We start from the raw sequence: 15,449 nt of genomic DNA on the forward strand, positions 1-15,449 counted from the left end.
GATCATTGCTCACCCTATCCGTGACGCTGGAGGGACGACACAGTCAACGGGAAGGTCCCATGGTGATCAGCATCCCGGCACACACGCTCAACGACGGTACGACGCTCCCCACCCTGGGGCTGGGGACCTGGCCGCTCGGCGACGACGAGGCGCAGCAGGCGGTGCTCTCGGCCCTGGAGGCGGGCTACCGCCTGATCGACACGGCGACGAACTACCGCAACGAGACGGGGGTCGGCCGCGCGGTGGCCTCCGGCGTGGTGCCGCGCGAGGAGGTCGTCGTGACGACGAAGCTCCCGGGCCGCCACCACGGCTACGAGGAGACCCTCGCCTCCTTCGAGCAGTCGCGGGCCCGCCTGGGCCTGGAGTACGTCGACCTGTACCTGATCCACTGGCCGCTGCCGCGGGTGGACCGGTACGTCGATTCCTGGAAGGCCATGATCAAGCTGCGCGAGGAGGGACTCGTCCGGTCGATCGGCGTCTCCAATTTCACGGCCGGGCACATCGAGCGGCTGGAGAAGGAGACCGGGGTGCTGCCCTCGGTCAACCAGATCGAGCTGCACCCGCTGCTGCCCCAGGAGGAGCTGCGCGCCTTCCACGCGGGCAAGGGCATCGTCACCGAGAGCTGGAGCCCGCTGGGGCGGGGCACCGACCTGCTGGAGGACCCCGCGGTGACGCGGATCGCCGAGGCGCACGGGGTGTCGCCGGGGCAGGTCGTGCTGCGCTGGCACATCCAGCTGGGCGCGGTACCGATCCCGAAGTCGGCGAACCCGGAGCGGCAGCGCGCCAACCTCGACGTCTTCGGCTTCGAGCTGAGCGAGGAAGAGCTGCGGGCCGTAGCGGACAGGCCGCGGCGGAGGCTCGGCGGGGACCCCGAGGTGCACGAGGAGTTCTGACGGGTACCCGGGCGCCCGTGACGCAGGAAGGAGCCGCAGGTGGCCGAGCGGGACCGGCTGCGGGACTACCGCGGCAAGCGCGACTTCGAGCGGACCGGCGAGCCCCGGGGACGCGGTACGTCCGCGGGTGAGCGGCCCCGGTTCGTGGTGCAGATCCACGACGCGAGCACCATGCACTTCGACTTCCGGTTGCAGGTGGACGACGTGCTGAAGTCCTGGTCGGTTCCCAAGGGCCCCTCGGCCGACCCGAAGGACAAGCGGCTGGCCATACCCACGGAGGACCATCCGCTGGAGTACGAGGAGTTCGAGGGCGTGATCCCCGGCGGTGAGTACGGCGGCGGCACGGTGATCGTCTGGGACCACGGCACGTACGAGCCGCTGAGCCACGACCGCGCGGGCCGGCCCGTCGACTTCGCTCAGTCCCTGGAGCGCGGGCACGCCACGTTCCGGCTGAACGGTTCCAAGCTGCGCGGCGAGTACGCCCTGACCCGGTTCCGCGGCGGGCGGGACGGCGAGGGCGAGCAGGCCTGGCTGCTGGTGAAGCGCGCCGGCGACTCGGCCCGTACGCACGGGGCTCCCGATCCCCGACGGGCCCGCTCGGCCAAGTCCGGCCGCACGCTCGGCCAGGTCGCCTCGGAGGCCGCCGGGAACTGAGCCGGTGTCAGGCCCGGTAGGCGCGCAGTGCGGTGAGCGCCCGGTCGGCGTGTGCGTTCATGCGCAGTTCGCTGCGGACGACGTCGAGGACGGTGCGGTCCTGGGCGATGACGAACGTGGTGCGCTTGGTGGGCGCCAGGGAGAACCCGCGCTTCACCCCGAACCGTTCGCGGACCGCGCCGTCGGCGTCGGACAGCAGCGGCATGCCGAGGCCGTGCCGTCCGGCGAACTCCTGCTGGCGCTCGACGTCGTCGCCGCTGATACCGACGGGGCGTGCTCCGACGGCGGCGAACTCGGCGGCGAGGTCGCGGAAGTGACAGGCCTGAGCGGTGCAGCCGGGGGTCAGGGCGGCCGGGTAGAAGAAGAGCACGACGGGGCCCTCGGCGAGCAGCTCGGTCAGGCTGCGGAGGGTGCCGGTCTCGTCAGGCAGGGCGAAGTCCTCGACCTTGTCCCCGGTCTCCACGCGCGCGGTCACGACCTGCCCTGCGCGTTCCGGGCGACGCCGCGGGCCCAGAGCACGAGGGGCACCTGCAGGGGCAGGCGGCCGAAGGCGGCGGCCTTCTGCGGGGTCGGGCGGTGGCGGAAGTCGGCGGCCATCTTGACGTTGGCGGGGAACACCCCGACGAAGAAGGCGGCCGTGGCCAGCGCGGCGGCCTTGCGGGTGCGCGGCAGGGCCAGGCCGGCGGCCAGGGCGAGCTCGGCGGCGCCGCTGGCGTAGGTCCAGGCCCTGGGTGTGCCGGGCAGGCCGCGCGGGATGGTCGCGTCGAACGGGCGCGGTCGGGCGAAGTGGGCGACGCCCGCGGTGGCCAGGAGGCCGGCGAGCAGCAGGGGCGAGCGTTCGGACCGGGACACGGTTCCTCCTCTGAAGGCCTGCCGCGCATTATTACCGGTCGGTATGCAGGTCAGTTCACCGGGTCCCGGGTGTGCCGGTGGTGGCTGCCCGGGGTGTAGCCGAAGGAGCGGCGGAAGACGTCGATGAACGCGCTCGCGGAGGACCAGCCGCAGCGGTGGGCCACGGTCGTGACGGGCAGGCCGTCGGCCAGCATCCGCAGGGCGTGGTAGAGCCGCGACTGGGTGCGCCACTGGGGATACGTCATGCCGAACTCGCCGCGGAAGAGCCGGCTCAGGGTCCGCTCCCCCACCCCGGTCGCGGCCCCGAGTTCGGCGAGGGTGCGTACGTCGGCCGGGTCGGCGTGCACGAGGGCGCAGACGGCTGCCAGGCGCGGGTCGGCGGGGGTGGGCAGGCGCAGCGGCTGCTGGGGCGAGTGGCGCAGTTGGTCGCGCAGGACGGCGCGCAGCCGGCGGCGCTCGGGGCTGTCGTCGCCGGGGTCGCGGGTGTAGGCGAGGATCAGCTCCCGCAGCAGGGGGCTGACGGCGAGGACGGCGGGGTGGTCCAGACCGAGGGGGTTGTCGGTGGCGGGCAGACCGACCAGGTGCAGGTCGAGCCGGCCGTGGGCGCGATGGGCATGGACGGTGCCGGCCGGGACCCAGATGGCGCGGGTGCCGGGGGCGAACCAGGTGCCGGCGTCGGTGGTGACGGCGACGACGCCGGCACCCGCGTAGACGATCTGGTGGTCGTCGTGCCGGTGGGCGTCGATGCGGTCGCCGGAGGTGAGCCGCTGGGCGCGGGTCGGGGCCGTGGGGGTGTGGCGGACGTTCGGCACAATCCGGCAGATTATCGGAAGCGGGCCAGGCGCCCGGCGGACGACGATCGCCGGGTGACCACTTCGAGACGCGATCGCCCCGTCGCCCTGATGTCCCTGGGGCACGCCTGTGTGGATGTGTACCAGGGGGCCGTGGCCGCCCTGGTGCCGTACTTCGTCGCCGAGCGCGCCTACTCCTATGCCGCCGCCTCGGGCGTCGTCCTGGCGGCGTCCCTGCTGTCGTCGCTGGTGCAGCCGCTGTTCGGGTGGCTCACCGACCGGCGGGCGATGCCGTGGCTGCTGCCGCTGAGCGCGCTGACGGCCGGGGCGGGTGTCGCCCTGAGCGGGGTGACCGGCTCCTACGCGCTGACCCTGGCGGTGGTGGCCGTGTCGGGGGTGGGCGTGGCCGCCTACCATCCGGAGGCCGCCAGGGTGGCGCGGGCCGTCGCCCGGGGCCGGCACACGGCCATGGGCTGGTTCTCCTTCGGCGGCAACGCCGGCTTCGCCCTGGCACCCCTGCTGGTCTTCGCCGTCGTGGGCACGGGCGGACTACGCGCCTCTCCCCTGCTGGTCGTCCTCGCCCTTGCGGGGGCGGCCCTCTGCGCGGCGGCGGGGCGCTCGGCGGGGCCCGGCGCCGGGAATGCCGGTGCATGCACCGCCGTCGGCGAGGACGACTGGCCGTCCTTCCTGCGGCTGTCCGGGGCCGTGGTCTGCCGCTCGGTGGTGTTCGTCGGCCTGAGCACGTTCGTCTCCCTCTACGTGCGGGAGCGCACCGGTGGCGGGGAGGGGGCCGGTACGGCGGCCCTGTTCGTGCTCTACGCCGGTGGCGCGGCCGGCACGCTGGCGGGGGGCCGGCTGGCGGAGCGGTACGGGCGGACGACGGTGGTGCGCCGGTCGTACGCCCTGACGGTCCTGGCCGTGGCCGGGCTGGTCCTGGTGCCGGGGCCGCCGGTGTACGTGTTCGTGGCTCTGACGTCGGCGGGCCTGTATGTGCCGTTCTCGCTGCACATCACGCTGGGCCAGGACTTCCTGCCCCGGCGCGTGGGCACCGCGAGCGGGGTCACGCTGGGCCTGACGGTGAGCGTCGGCGGCCTCGCGGCCCCCGCGCTCGGCGCCCTGGCCGACGCGACGTCCCTCCGCACGGCCCTGCTGCCCCTCGTCGCACTGCCCGCGCTGGGCCGACTGCTGCTGTGCGGCCTGCGCGAGCCGGTGCCACCGGTGGCGGCGGTGGCCGAGCGGGCGGGTCCGCAGGAGCCGGTGGCGCGGTGAAGGGGTGACGGGGGCTCAGGAACGGCCTGTCGGCGTGGTTCACACCGTCTCGGCCCGGGCCGACCGGGGTTCGCCCTCCTCGTCGACGGAGTGGGCGAGGAAGTCGTCGACCATGCGGTGGAAGAGTGTCGCGAGGTGGCGCAGTTCCTCGGGCGACCAGTCCGAGAGGGCCATCTGCATACCGCGGACCCCGGCGTCGCGGACCTTGGCGATGGCCTCGCCCCCGGCGTCGGTGAGCTCGATGCGCTGGGCACGGCGGTCGTCCGGGTCGGGGACGCGGGTGACGTACCCGGACTTCTGCAACTGCTGCACCGTGCGCGTGACGTGCGAGGCCTCCACGCCCAGCCGGACGGCGAGCTCCCCGGGCCGCAGCGGCTCGGAGTCGGCGATCTGACGGAGCAGCGCGACGGCGGCCCGGTCGAGCGGCACCCCCGCCAGGGCCATCAGCCGCTCGTGCTGACGGGCGCGCGTGCTCAGGTAGGTGATGCGGGTGAGCGCGCGCTCGATCTCGACCACTTCCGGGGACGGGCCGTCGGGAACCGGTGGTGTGGACATGAGCACCAGACTACCCTCTCGTTGCGTAACTCAACCAAGTTGGATGCGGGGCGCCGTTCAGGGGAAACAGGCCGCAAACACGCGTGAGCGCCGGCCGGCTCGTCGACACCTCACCCGTGGACCTGCCGCTGATCCCGCCCATGCTCGCCACGTCCGGCACCCTGCCGCCCGCCGCGCAGGACACGCGCTGGGCCTACGAGACCAAGCAGGACGGCCAGCGCGTGGTGGTCTATCTGCCCGGGGACGGCAGCGTCCTGCTGCGCGCCCGCTCCGGGGACGACATCACGGCCGCCTACCCCGAACTCCGCCCGCTGGGCACCGCGCTCGGCACCGCACCCGCCGTACTGGACGGCGAGATCATGGCCCTCGACGACCAGGGCCGCGCCAGCTTCCAGCTGCTCCAGTCCCGGATGGGCCTGGCGCACGCACCAGCGAAGGCCGCCCGGCGGGCCGCGGCGGTCCCGGTCCATCTGGTGCTGTTCGACCTCATGCACCTGGAGGGCCACTCCCTCCTCGGGCTCCCCTACGTACGACGCCGCGCGGCACTGGAGGACCTCGGGCTCGCCGGCCCGTCCTGGTCGACGCCACGCGCCCTCGTCGGACACGGCGCCGAAGCCCTGCGCGCCACCCGGGAGCACGGCCTGGAGGGTCTGGTCTGCAAGCGGCTGGACTCGGTGTACGAACCGGGCGTCCGCTCCCGGGCCTGGATCAAGATCCGCAACATGCGCACCGAGGACGTCCTGGTCGGCGGCTGGCAGCCCGGCAAGGGGCGGCTCACCGGCCTGCCCGGCGCGGTACTGGTCGGCCAGCGCGCCGCCGGACGACTGCGCTACGTCGGCAGCGTGGGCACCGGCTGGAGCGAGGCCGAACGCACGGAACTCGCCGGGCTGCTGCGGGCCGCCGCGACCGACGTCTGCCCCTTCGACCCCGCCCCGCGCGCCCCTGGGGCGCACTGGGTCCTGCCCCGCCTGGTCGGCGAGGTCCGCTACAGCACCCGCACCCGGGAGGGACTGCTCAGGCAGCCGTCCTGGCTGCGGCTCCGGCCCGACCTCGCACCCGAGGAGGCGGCGGCGGACATCCCGGACGACCTGGTTTGAAACGGCGGCCGACGGCCAACTGTTGGGCTGCGATTCACCGTTGAGACCTTCCGCCCCTCTTGGCATGGACGCGTTCAGCCTGGAAGCTGAACCTCCCTTTCCCCCACAGCCGTTGGGCTGCGCCCGGACCAAGGAGGACGCAGTGTCGTCACGCACGTTCGCCCACCACCGCAGGAGATGGCTCACCGGAGCGGCCGGCGCCGCCGCCCTGGTCCTCGCGGTCCCCGCCACGGCCTACGCGGCACCGCCCTCGGCGCTGCCCGCCAACGCGGACACGCTGGAGCAGACATACCAGCCCGCCTACGACTACGACACCGACGGCTGCTACTCCACGCCCGCGATCGGCCCGGACGGCACCGTGAACGGCGGGCTCAAGCCGACCGGCGCCCTGAACGGCAACTGCCGGGACGCCTCGGACCTCGACAACACCAACGGCTACGCCCGCTCCAAGTGCAACAACGGCTGGTGCGCCATCCTGTACGCGCTCTACTTCGAGAAGGACCAGGCCCTGGCCGGGAGCAGCATCGGCGGCCACCGGCACGACTTCGAGCACGTCGCGGTGTTCGTGCAGGACGACCAGGTCAAGTACGTGTCGACGTCCAACCACGGCTCGTTCACCGTGCACGCGGCGTCCGCGATCCGCTTCGACGGCACGCACGCGAAGATCGTATATCACAAGGACGGCATCAGCACGCACTGCTTCCGCGCGGCCAATTCCAATGACGAGCCGCCGGAGAATCACAAGCGCACCTGGCAGTACCCGGCGCTGGTCGGCTGGAACGGCTACCCGGCCGGGGTGCGTGACAAGCTCTCGTCCCACAACTTCGGCAGCGCCAACTTCGGCCTGAAGGACGCCAACTTCGCCAACCACCTGGCGTCGGCGAAGCCCTCCGGCATTCCCTTCGATCCGTACGCCTGACGCCTGTGGACCCGGTCCGCGCCTCCGGCCGGACCGGGTGCGCGCCGCGTGATCCACTCGCTCCGAACTGACGCCCGATACCCGGCAGTCGGAGGAGGTACGGCACGAACGGCCCCGCAGAAGGGTCTATCGTGGCCGCATGTCCGTCCCCGAACTGATTCGTATCGTCTCCCGCGACTCCCCCATGGCCCTCGCCCAGGTGGAGCGCGTCCGGGCCGAATTGGCCGCCGCCCACCCCGGAGTGCGCACCGAGGTCGTACCGGTGAAGACCACCGGCGACAAGTGGATGGGCGATCTCTCCCAGGTCGAGGGCAAGGGCGCGTTCACCAAGGAGGTCGACGCGGCGCTGCTGGCCGGCGAGGCCGACCTCGCCGTGCACTGCGTGAAGGACGTGCCCGCCGACCGGCCGCTCCCGGCGGGGACGGTGTTCGCCGCGTTCCTCAAGCGGGACGACATCCGTGACGCCCTGATCCACCCGGCCGGGCTCACCCTGGACGAGCTGCCGGCCGGGACGCGCATCGGCACCTCCTCGGTGCGCCGCGTCGCCCAGCTGGCCGCCACGCATCCGCACCTGGAGTGCGTGCCGTTCCGCGGCAACGCCAACCGGCGTCTGGCGAAGCTGGCCGCCGGAGAGGCGGACGCCCTGCTGCTCGCGGTGTCCGGATTGGAGCGCATCGGCCGCGAGGACGTGATCAGCGAGATCCTCTCCACCGAGACGATGATGCCGCCCATCGGCGCGGGCGTGCTGGCGCTGCAGTGCCGCGAGGACGACACCGCGCTGATCGACGCGGTCAGCGGTCTCGGCGACCCGGACACCTACCGGGAGACCACCGCCGAGCGCATGTTCCTGCATGTGCTCCAGGGGCACTGCAACAGCCCCATCGCCGGGTTCGCGCAGGTGGACCGCAGCGGCGAACTGTCCCTGCGGGCCTGTGTGTTCACGCCGGACGGCAAGACGCGCCTCAACGCCCACGAGTGGGCGGGCCGCCTCGACCCGGCCACGCTCGGCACCTCGGTCGCCGTGGCCCTGCTGCGTCAGGGCGCCCGCGAGATCATCGACGGCATCCCGCACTGACCTCCACGACGCCCTGACGCCGGATCAGGCGGTGCCTTCCTCCGCCTGATCCCGCAGGAAGACGCTCACCTGGTGCGCCAGGCTGTCGCGCACCGCGCCCTGCTGGCCGCCGGCGGCTCCCTCGTGCGCCCCGATGCCGCCCGCCCACAGCCGGCGCTCGGTCCACTCCTCCTCGACGCGCAGCTGCACCTGGACGTCCACGAGGCTCAACGAGGCCTCGGCACCCGCCGCGTACAGCACGGCGGTGGCCCGGCGCAGCGGATAGACGTCGAAGCCCTCGATGAACTGCGAGTTGCGCCAGTCGATGAAGGCGCTCTCCCCGTCCGGGCCGAGCCGGATGTCGATCTGGCCGTCCTCGAGGTGGACGCCGAGATGGCGGTTGCCGCGGTTCTCGACCGTCACCCGGAGGCAGAAGTACGTCAGTCCGCCGGCGGCGTCGTCCCGGCCGCGGGGCGGCTCGGCCAGTTCCAGACGGTGGACGCGGACGCGCAGACCGGCATGCTCGTCGTACTCCTGCCAGTCCCCGACCACGTTCGGCTCGTACACGCTGCACCCTCTCGACCTCTGGAAGCTGCTTCCTATCTGTGGTCTCAGCGCACTGTCAAATGAGCAGAATGCGCTGTGGCCAGGCAGTTCATCCTTTTTGATCGGTGATCAAGCCGTGCCCAGCAGTTATCCGGAAACCGTCGGAGAAAGCGCTTGCACCGGCGTGCCGCACATCACTTCCACGAGTGAAGATCAAACGACAGAGCCATTCGGCCCAAGGTGAGGTCGGGCGAGGTCGAGGCACGCCCTCGAAATCGACGCGACCGCGAGAGCGCCCACATCCCCTAAATGCCGTATTGTCTGAATTACTAGTGCTTCGGACAGGAGGCACGTGCGTGGGGAACCGGCCGCCCGGACCCCTGGTGCTGTTCCGAGAGGTCCGAGGCCGCGTTTCCCACGGTGTCTGTCCATACTCAGCACCTGCTCAGGGAGGTACGCACCATGCGTATCGCCGGCAGCACCCGAACGCATCCCCACGACGACGCCCCCGACACCGCCGCGGCGTTCGCGCGCCTCGCGCGGCTGTCCGACGGGCCCGAACGCAAGGCTCTGCGGGACGAGCTGGTCGAGGCCTGGCTCCCCATGGCCGAGCGGATCGCCGTCCGCTTCCGGGGCCGTGGCGAGGCCCTCGAGGACCTGTACCAGGTGGCGGCTCTCGGCCTGGTGAAGGCGGTCGACCACTACGACCCGGCCCGCGGCAACGCCTTCGAGGCGTACGCGGTACCGACGGTCACCGGCGAGATCAAGCGGCACTTCCGCGACCACATGTGGACACTGCACGTGCCCCGCCGGGTCCAGGACCTGCGCAACCGGGTCCGGCACGCCTCCAAGGAGCTGTCGCAGACCACCCCGGGGCGCTCCCCCACCGTCGCCGAGATCGCCGAGTACGCCCAGCTCACCGAGGGCGAGGTGCGCTCCGGCATGGAGGCCCTGGAATGCTTCTCCGCGCTGTCGCTGGAGGCGGAGATGCCCGGGACCGACGGGTACGCCCTCGGGGACGCGATCGGCGGGCCCGACCCGGCCTTCGACACCGTCGTCAACCGTGTCGCCGTCAGGCCGTGTCTCGAGGCACTGCCCGAGCGTGAGCGGATCATTCTGTATCTGCGGTTCTTCAAGGGCATGACACAGAGCCGCATCGCGGAGCAGCTCGGCATCTCGCAGATGCACGTCTCCCGGTTGCTGAGCAGCTGCTTCGCCCATCTGCGTGAGGAACTGCTGGCCGAGGCCCGGTGACGCGGGCGCCGCCGGGGATCACACCTCCGGCGGCGAGCCCGGGATCTGTGTCGGTCCGGCGCGGTCGAGGGCGTCTTCCAGGGCGGCCCGGATCTCCTCGGGCATCACGCCTGTGCGCCCCCAGACGAGGATCAATTCCGCGACGTTGCGCAGCTTGATGTTGGTGTGCTGGGAGACCTCCTTCAGCACGGCCCACCCCTGGTCGGGGGAGATCCGGCCGAACGCGACGACCATGCCGATCGCCTGGTCCACGACGGCATGGGAGGCGACCGCCTCCTTCAGCTGCTGGACCTCCTCCCGCAGCGCGAGGATCCGATTCGAGCCGCCGTCCGTGGGCATGGTCACCTCCGAATCCGGTGCGCCGCTGCGCCCGAGATCCCAGCGGGTGCTTGAGTACCTTGACGCAGTGTCCGACCCCTCCATCGTCCTCACTCGGCCCGCCCGGTGCCACCGGGGCGGGCCAGGCCGGACGCCGTTTCGGCGCCCCCGCCGGGGTACTCGGCAGGCGCCCACAGCGGTTCCGGTTGGACACTGGTGTCAACCCTCCGGTGGCTGCCAGGCCGACGAGATCAGGACGCGACTGCCATGAACCACGACACGCCCACTTCCTCCGGCACGAAGGACGTCGTCTCATCACAATCCGTGTTCGGCGCGCCCTGCTGGGTGAGCCTGACAAGCCGGGACGTCAAGGCGACCGAGGAGTTCTACGGCGCCGTGCTGGGCTGGCAGTGGCGTCCGGCCAAGCTCGGCGACCGGTTCCGGATCGCGCTGGTCGACGGCTCGCCGGTGGCTGGGATCGCGGGGGTGGCGGACATGTGGCAGATGGCCGTGGCATGGACGCCGTACTTCGCGGTGCGCAGCGCGGACGAGGCGGTCGCGCGGGTGCAGGAGCGCATGGGCACGGTCGCGGTCGGGCCGATCTCCCTGCCGCCGGGACGGGCGGCGCTGCTGGCCGACCGGGACGGGGCGACGTTCGGCATCTGGGAAGGCGACCTCTTCACCGACTGGGAGACCTGGCGCAACGCCCAGCCGGCCTTCATCACGCTCCACACCCGTGACGCGTTCGACGCGGCGATCTTCTACGGGGAGATCCTCGAATGGGCGACACAGCGGCCCGGCTGCTGCGAGGTCCACTACGAGGGCGGCGAGGTCGTGCTGCGCAGCCGCGGGGACGTGGTGGCCCGGATTGAGTCCGGCGCCCTGGAAGCGGCCCCCGACCCCGCGATCCGGCCGCACTGGCAGGTCCACTTCGCCGTCGACGACGTGGAGGCCTGCGCCCGCGCGGCAGAGCTCCACGGCGGCAGCGTCCTGTCCAAGGGCGGCGACGAGGCGGTGCTGCGGGACCACGACGGCGCGCAGTTCACGGTGACCGCGCGCCGCGAGCACTGACCCGGGCCGCTCCACGAGCACCGACCCGGCTCGCTCCCCTCACTCCGTCTCGCGCCCCACCCGTGACGGCCGGGACAGCAGGACCAGGCTGCGGGCGCCGACGGTGAGGCCCGTCCCCGCCTTGTGCTCCGCCTCGTCGGGTGTGCCCTCCGGGTCGGCCGTGTCGATGAGCGCCGTCCACCGTTCGCCGTAGGAGGCCTTCGGGAGGCGGAAGTCGACCGGCTCCCAGTGGCTGTTGAGCAGCAGCAGGAACGAGTCGTCGACGACCGGGCGGCCCCACGGGTCGGGTTCGGCGATGGCGTCGCCGTTGAGGAAGACGCCGACGGAGTGCGCGTCGCCGCGCTGCCAGTCGTCGTCGGTCATCTCGCGGGCGTCCGGCGCCAGCCACACCAGGTCGGGAAGCGGCTGGTCCGCACGGGTCAGGGTCTCGCCGAGGAAGAAGCGGCGCCGGCGCAGTACGGGGTGTCCCCTGCGCAGCCGGATGAGGTACCGGGTGAACTCCAGCAGGTCGCGCTGCTCCTCGGTGAGCCGCCAGTCGATCCAGGAGATGTCGTTGTCCTGGCAGTAGGCGTTGTTGTTGCCGCCCTGGGTGCGCCCGAGTTCGTCGCCGTGGGAGAGCATCGGGATGCCCTGGGACAGCAGCAGCGTGGCGAGGAAGTTGCGCTGCTGGCGCGTGCGCAGCTCCCGCACGGCCGGGTCGCGGGTCATGCCCTCGACGCCGCAGTTCCAGGAGCGGTTGGTGCTCTCGCCGTCCTGGTTGCCCTCGCCGTTGTCCTCGTTGTGCTTGTCGTTGTACGAGACGAGGTCGCGCAGGGTGAAGCCGTCGTGGGCGGTGACGAAGTTGACGCTGGCGCGGGGCCGGCGCCTGCTGTGCTGGTACAGGTCGGAGGAGCCCGTGAGCCGGGAGGCGAGCTCGCCGAGGGTGTGGTCCTCGCCGCGCCAGAAGTCGCGGACCGCGTCGCGGTACATGCCGTTCCACTCCGACCACAGCGGCGGGAAGTTGCCCACCTGGTAGCCGCCCTCGCCGACGTCCCACGGCTCGGCGATCAGTTTGACGCGGCTGATCACCGGGTCCTGCTGGATGAGGTCGAAGAACGCCGACAGCCGGTCCACCTCGTGGAACTGCCGGGCGAGTGTCGCCGCGAGGTCGAAGCGGAAGCCGTCGACATGCATCTCGGTCACCCAGTACCGCAGCGAGTCCATGATCAGCTGAAGGACGTAGGGGTGCCGCATCAGCAGGCTGTTGCCGGTGCCGGTGGTGTCGTAGTAGTGCTCCCAGTCGCCGTCGACCAGCCGGTAGTACGAGGAGTTGTCGATGCCGCGGAAGGACAGCGTGGGGCCTCTCTGGTTGCCCTCGGCGGTGTGGTTGTAGACCACGTCGAGGATCACTTCGAGCCCGGCCGCGTGCAGGGTCTTCACCATCTGCTTGAACTCGGCGACCTGTTCCCCGCGGGTGCCGTGGGCGGCGTAGCCGTTGTGGGGGGCGAAGAAGCCGATGGTGTTGTAGCCCCAGTAGTTCGCCAGGCCGCGGTCGTGCAGCACCCCGTCGTGCACGAACTGGTGGACCGGCATGAGTTCGACGGCCGTGACGCCCAGGGAGGTCAGGTGGTCGACGACCGCGGGGTGTGCCAGCCCCGCGTAGGTGCCCCGCAGTTCTTCGGGCACCTCGGGGTGGGTGCGGCTCATGCCCTTGACGTGCGCCTCGTAGATCACGGTGTCGGCATAGGGGCGGCAGGGCCGGGTGTCGTCGCCCCAGTCGAATGCCGGGTCGGTCACGACCCCGAGCATCGTGTGCCCGGCGCTGTCGGCCGGATCGGGGCCGTCGGGGTTGCGTTCGTAGAGCGAGGGGTGGTTGTCGATCTGCCCGTCCACCGCACGGGCGTACGGGTCGAGCAGCAGTTTCGCCGGGTTGCAGCGGTGGCCCGCGGCCGGGGCCCACGGCCCGTGCACGCGGTAGCCGTAGCGCTGGCCGGGTCCGACGCCGGGGAGGTAGCCGTGCCACACGAAGCCGTCGACCTCGTTCAGCGGCACCTGGGTGTGGGTGCCGTCGTCGTCCACGAGGACCAGCTCGACGCGTTCGGCGACCTCGCTGAAGAGCGCGAAGTTGGTGCCCTCCCCGTCGTAGGCCGCACCCAGCGGGTAGGGGCGCCCGCTCCAGGCGGACACCCCTTTCCGAGTCTGCCGGCGCGTCACCGGGCGTCCTCCAGGACCTCGCCCGGCGTGCTGGCAGGTCCGGCCAGCTGCGCGACGCGCTCCTCGCGGGGCACGTCGAGACCCTCGCTCTCCCGCGGCGCGGGGGCGGTCGGCACCAGCGGGACGCGTTCACCGGCGCGGGCGCGCTGCGAGAACCAGATGACCTTGCTGCCGGTCTCGGTCGCGCAGCAGCCCCAACCGTCGCTCATCGCGGCGAGGTGCTCCAGGCAGCCTCGCAGCTCCTGGTCGGGGCGCAGGGCCCGGTCGTTGTCCCCGATGGCGGTGATCAGGTGCTGCCGGTTCCACCACATCTCGATCGACGTGTGCTTGTCCGTGGCGTGCTCGTCGATGGCATTGAGCAGCATCTCGGCACCGCCGCAGACGGGCTGGACCAGGTTGTCCAGGTCCCAGAACTTCAGGTGAGCGGCCAGAATGCGGCTGACCTGTCCCACCCGTTCCGGGCTGACTTCCACGTCGAGGTGGTAGTAGCAGGGCACTGCGGTCTTCATCGGTCGGCTCTCCTCACCGCGAAGCTCAGTTCCTCACTCCCGCGGTCTGCGGGCGTTCCCCGATTCACGGAACGTGAGCGCCTATCGCTTCTGAGTCACCATCAGCCTGAGGGTGCTAGCCCGTTCGTGCAACACGAGCGCACGGTTGAGGCGGTGCGGCGCACAAGTGAGCGGGCCGATGTGGCCCGAACGGCTCAGGGCAGGGGCCACTGGTTGAAGTTCCAACAAGACGCTGCGTCGCCACGCATGCACCATGTGTGAAGAACTCGATCGCCGTTACGGATCCGTGCCGCTGTGCGCACGGTCGCCGTCCGACCGTCGGGAGACCGTGCCCCTCGAGCCCCGAAAGGTGATCGGCGCCATGCTGCTACCCGCCAAAGCCGAGGTCGCCCGGCAGTTGCGGCGATACCGGGCCTGGGAACGCGTGATGCTCGCGGCACCGAACGACCGCACGGTGCGGACCACGTTCGAGGACTCCGGCTACACGCTCTGCGTGCTGATGGGCAAGCGCTGCGCACGGGAGGCGGCGGACGCGGCCGAGCGGTACCTGCGCACCAACCAGGTCGCGTACCTGGAGGAGCAGCAGATCACCTGCCTGCAGGAGCAACACGTCACCTGTCTTCAGGAACCCGTCGAACGGCCACGTCCGGCCGCGGCGGTCCGGCGCAGACCGCCGGCGGCGGAGCGGAGATCCCCGGCCGCCGAGCGGAGATCCACCGCGGGGAGGTAGCACCCTTCCCGCACGTCTTGTCCCCTGAACCGGGCCCCGCGGCCCGGCTTTCGAGCACGGTGGAGGTGAGGACCATGAGTAGGACCCGGGCCATCGGCCGCATCCCGGTACGGGACGTCCGCCCGGCCGTGGAGAGCGGCAACCGGCCGGCGAAGGCGGTCGTGGGTGAGACGTTCGAGGTCACCGCCACCGTGTTCCGGGAGGGGCACGACGCGGTGGCCGCCAATGTCGTGCTGAAGGATCCCGAGGGCCGTCCCGGCCCGTGGACGCCGATGCGCGAGCTCGCCCCCGGCAGCGACCGGTGGGGCGCCGAGGTCAGCGCGAACGCCGTCGGCCGCTGGTCGTACCGGGTGGAGGCCTGGAGCGACCCGGTCGCCACCTGGCGTCACACGGCGGGGATAAAGATCCCGGCGGGCATCGACCCGGGCCTGGTGCTGGAGGAGGGCGCGGAACTCCACGAGCGGGCGGCGGCCGGCGTGCCGAAGGAAGCCGGCCGCGAGGTGCTGCTCGCCGCCGCGGAGGCCTTGCGTGACGACTCGCTGCCCACGGCCGACAGGTTCGCGGCGGCGCTGACGCCGGAGGTGGACGCGGTCCTGGAGCGGCACCCGCTGCGGGACCTGGTCACCAGCAGTGAGCCGCTGCCGCTGCTGGTGGAGCGGGAGCGGGCCCTGTACGGCTCGTGGTACGAGTTCTTCCCGCGTTCGGAGGGCACCCCCGAGCAGCCCCACGGCACGTTCCGCACCG

Annotated in this window: 18 protein-coding genes; 10 read left to right on the forward strand and 8 right to left on the reverse strand. The window is 71.9% G+C overall.

The window, feature by feature from the left end:
* Positions 1 to 62 precede the first annotated feature (62 nt).
* Together K4G64_RS04200 and K4G64_RS04205 are read left to right on the forward strand one after the other, a co-directional pair.
* Positions 63 to 893, forward strand: a complete 831-nt coding sequence (locus tag K4G64_RS04200) for an aldo/keto reductase (protein WP_221754660.1) — start codon at positions 63 to 65, stop codon at positions 891 to 893.
* Between the two features lie 39 nt (positions 894 to 932).
* A complete protein-coding gene (locus K4G64_RS04205) occupies positions 933 to 1,547 on the forward strand; it encodes a DNA polymerase ligase N-terminal domain-containing protein (protein WP_221754643.1) in 615 nt (204 codons plus the stop codon).
* 7 nt (positions 1,548 to 1,554) lie between these two features.
* Here K4G64_RS04205 and K4G64_RS04210 read toward each other — a convergent pair whose 3' ends face one another.
* Genes K4G64_RS04210 through K4G64_RS04220 form a run of 3 tightly spaced genes read right to left on the reverse strand, consistent with a single transcriptional unit; the run spans position 1,555 to position 3,211 of the window.
* Entirely contained in the window at positions 1,555 to 2,022 is a 468-nt protein-coding gene (locus K4G64_RS04210) for a peroxiredoxin (protein ID WP_308122218.1), read from the reverse strand.
* Positions 2,019 to 2,399 carry a DoxX family protein gene (locus K4G64_RS04215; RefSeq protein WP_221754644.1) on the reverse strand — a complete coding sequence of 127 codons (381 nt, stop codon included), beginning with the start codon at positions 2,397 to 2,399 and terminating at the stop codon, positions 2,019 to 2,021. The genes K4G64_RS04210 and K4G64_RS04215 overlap by 4 nt, the downstream gene beginning before the upstream one ends.
* 50 nt (positions 2,400 to 2,449) lie before the next feature.
* A complete protein-coding gene (locus K4G64_RS04220; protein WP_221754645.1) occupies positions 2,450 to 3,211 on the reverse strand; it encodes a helix-turn-helix transcriptional regulator in 762 nt (253 codons plus the stop codon).
* 90 nt (positions 3,212 to 3,301) lie between these two features.
* On the opposite strand from K4G64_RS04220, the gene K4G64_RS04225 reads away from it, so the two are divergent.
* Positions 3,302 to 4,459: an MFS transporter gene (locus tag K4G64_RS04225; RefSeq protein ID WP_221754662.1), complete on the forward strand. Its 1,158-nt coding sequence runs from the start codon at positions 3,302 to 3,304 to the stop codon at positions 4,457 to 4,459.
* Positions 4,460 to 4,498: 39 nt separating this feature from the next.
* Here K4G64_RS04225 and K4G64_RS04230 read toward each other — a convergent pair whose 3' ends face one another.
* The gene (locus tag K4G64_RS04230) at positions 4,499 to 5,014 is read right to left on the reverse strand and encodes a MarR family winged helix-turn-helix transcriptional regulator (RefSeq protein WP_221754646.1); all 516 of its coding nucleotides are present in this window, start codon (positions 5,012 to 5,014) and stop codon (positions 4,499 to 4,501) included.
* A 116-nt stretch (positions 5,015 to 5,130) separates the two neighbouring features.
* Here K4G64_RS04230 and ligD point away from each other — a divergent pair, with 116 nt between their 5' ends.
* The 3 genes from ligD (at position 5,131) to hemC (ending at position 8,105) form a co-directional block, all read left to right on the forward strand.
* Positions 5,131 to 6,111, forward strand: a complete 981-nt coding sequence (gene ligD, locus K4G64_RS04235; protein ID WP_221754663.1) for a non-homologous end-joining DNA ligase — start codon at positions 5,131 to 5,133, stop codon at positions 6,109 to 6,111.
* A 142-nt stretch (positions 6,112 to 6,253) separates the two neighbouring features.
* Complete coding sequence (locus K4G64_RS04240; RefSeq protein WP_221754647.1) at positions 6,254 to 7,030, forward strand: NPP1 family protein; 777 nt, start codon at positions 6,254 to 6,256, stop codon at positions 7,028 to 7,030.
* Between the two features lie 139 nt (positions 7,031 to 7,169).
* Complete coding sequence (gene hemC, locus K4G64_RS04245; RefSeq protein ID WP_221754648.1) at positions 7,170 to 8,105, forward strand: hydroxymethylbilane synthase; 936 nt, start codon at positions 7,170 to 7,172, stop codon at positions 8,103 to 8,105.
* Positions 8,106 to 8,129: 24 nt separating this feature from the next.
* On the opposite strand, the gene K4G64_RS04250 is transcribed toward hemC, so the two are convergent.
* Positions 8,130 to 8,651, reverse strand: coding sequence for a hypothetical protein (locus K4G64_RS04250; protein ID WP_221754649.1), 522 nt, complete (start codon positions 8,649 to 8,651; stop codon positions 8,130 to 8,132).
* Positions 8,652 to 9,092: 441 nt separating this feature from the next.
* Between K4G64_RS04250 and K4G64_RS04255 the strand changes: the two genes are divergently transcribed.
* Positions 9,093 to 9,884, forward strand: coding sequence for an RNA polymerase sigma factor SigF (locus tag K4G64_RS04255; RefSeq protein ID WP_221754650.1), 792 nt, complete (start codon positions 9,093 to 9,095; stop codon positions 9,882 to 9,884).
* Between the two features lie 18 nt (positions 9,885 to 9,902).
* Here K4G64_RS04255 and K4G64_RS04260 read toward each other — a convergent pair whose 3' ends face one another.
* Positions 9,903 to 10,223 (reverse strand): ANTAR domain-containing protein, encoded by a 321-nt coding sequence (locus tag K4G64_RS04260; RefSeq protein ID WP_221754651.1) that lies wholly within the window; start codon positions 10,221 to 10,223, stop codon positions 9,903 to 9,905.
* A gap of 246 nt (positions 10,224 to 10,469) precedes the next feature.
* On the opposite strand from K4G64_RS04260, the gene K4G64_RS04265 reads away from it, so the two are divergent.
* Positions 10,470 to 11,273 (forward strand): VOC family protein, encoded by an 804-nt coding sequence (locus K4G64_RS04265; protein ID WP_221754652.1) that lies wholly within the window; start codon positions 10,470 to 10,472, stop codon positions 11,271 to 11,273.
* A gap of 39 nt (positions 11,274 to 11,312) precedes the next feature.
* Here K4G64_RS04265 and glgX read toward each other — a convergent pair whose 3' ends face one another.
* Together glgX and K4G64_RS04275 are read right to left on the reverse strand one after the other, a co-directional pair.
* Entirely contained in the window at positions 11,313 to 13,466 is a 2,154-nt protein-coding gene (gene glgX / locus K4G64_RS04270; RefSeq protein ID WP_221754653.1) for a glycogen debranching protein GlgX, read from the reverse strand.
* Positions 13,463 to 13,975 carry a pep a2 gene (locus K4G64_RS04275; RefSeq protein WP_221754654.1) on the reverse strand — a complete coding sequence of 171 codons (513 nt, stop codon included), beginning with the start codon at positions 13,973 to 13,975 and terminating at the stop codon, positions 13,463 to 13,465. Before K4G64_RS04275 ends, glgX begins: the two co-directional genes overlap by 4 nt.
* 361 nt (positions 13,976 to 14,336) lie before the next feature.
* Here K4G64_RS04275 and K4G64_RS04280 point away from each other — a divergent pair, with 361 nt between their 5' ends.
* A complete protein-coding gene (locus K4G64_RS04280; RefSeq protein WP_221754655.1) occupies positions 14,337 to 14,705 on the forward strand; it encodes a DUF5133 domain-containing protein in 369 nt (122 codons plus the stop codon).
* Positions 14,706 to 14,779: 74 nt separating this feature from the next.
* A partial coding sequence (locus K4G64_RS04285; RefSeq protein WP_221754656.1) for a maltotransferase domain-containing protein occupies positions 14,780 to 15,449 on the forward strand: 670 nt, incomplete at its 3' end.

The sequence above is a fragment of the Streptomyces sp. WAC04114 genome (assembly GCF_019733245.1).
Taxonomy (GTDB): domain Bacteria; phylum Actinomycetota; class Actinomycetes; order Streptomycetales; family Streptomycetaceae; genus Streptomyces; species Streptomyces massasporeus_A.

Bases quoted from the DNA above. Each gene is read 5' to 3' on its own strand.
- K4G64_RS04225 (WP_221754662.1), top strand. From the start codon at position 3,302: ATGTCCCTGGGGCACGCCTGTGTGGATGTGTACCAGGGGGCCGTGGCC.
- K4G64_RS04230 (WP_221754646.1), bottom strand. From the start codon at position 5,014: ATGTCCACACCACCGGTTCCCGACGGCCCGTCCCCGGAAGTGGTCGAG.
- hemC (WP_221754648.1), top strand. From the start codon at position 7,170: ATGTCCGTCCCCGAACTGATTCGTATCGTCTCCCGCGACTCCCCCATG.
- K4G64_RS04255 (WP_221754650.1), top strand. From the start codon at position 9,093: ATGCGTATCGCCGGCAGCACCCGAACGCATCCCCACGACGACGCCCCC.
- K4G64_RS04260 (WP_221754651.1), bottom strand. From the start codon at position 10,223: ATGCCCACGGACGGCGGCTCGAATCGGATCCTCGCGCTGCGGGAGGAG.
- K4G64_RS04265 (WP_221754652.1), top strand. From the start codon at position 10,470: ATGAACCACGACACGCCCACTTCCTCCGGCACGAAGGACGTCGTCTCA.
- K4G64_RS04275 (WP_221754654.1), bottom strand. From the start codon at position 13,975: ATGAAGACCGCAGTGCCCTGCTACTACCACCTCGACGTGGAAGTCAGC.
- K4G64_RS04280 (WP_221754655.1), top strand. From the start codon at position 14,337: ATGCTGCTACCCGCCAAAGCCGAGGTCGCCCGGCAGTTGCGGCGATAC.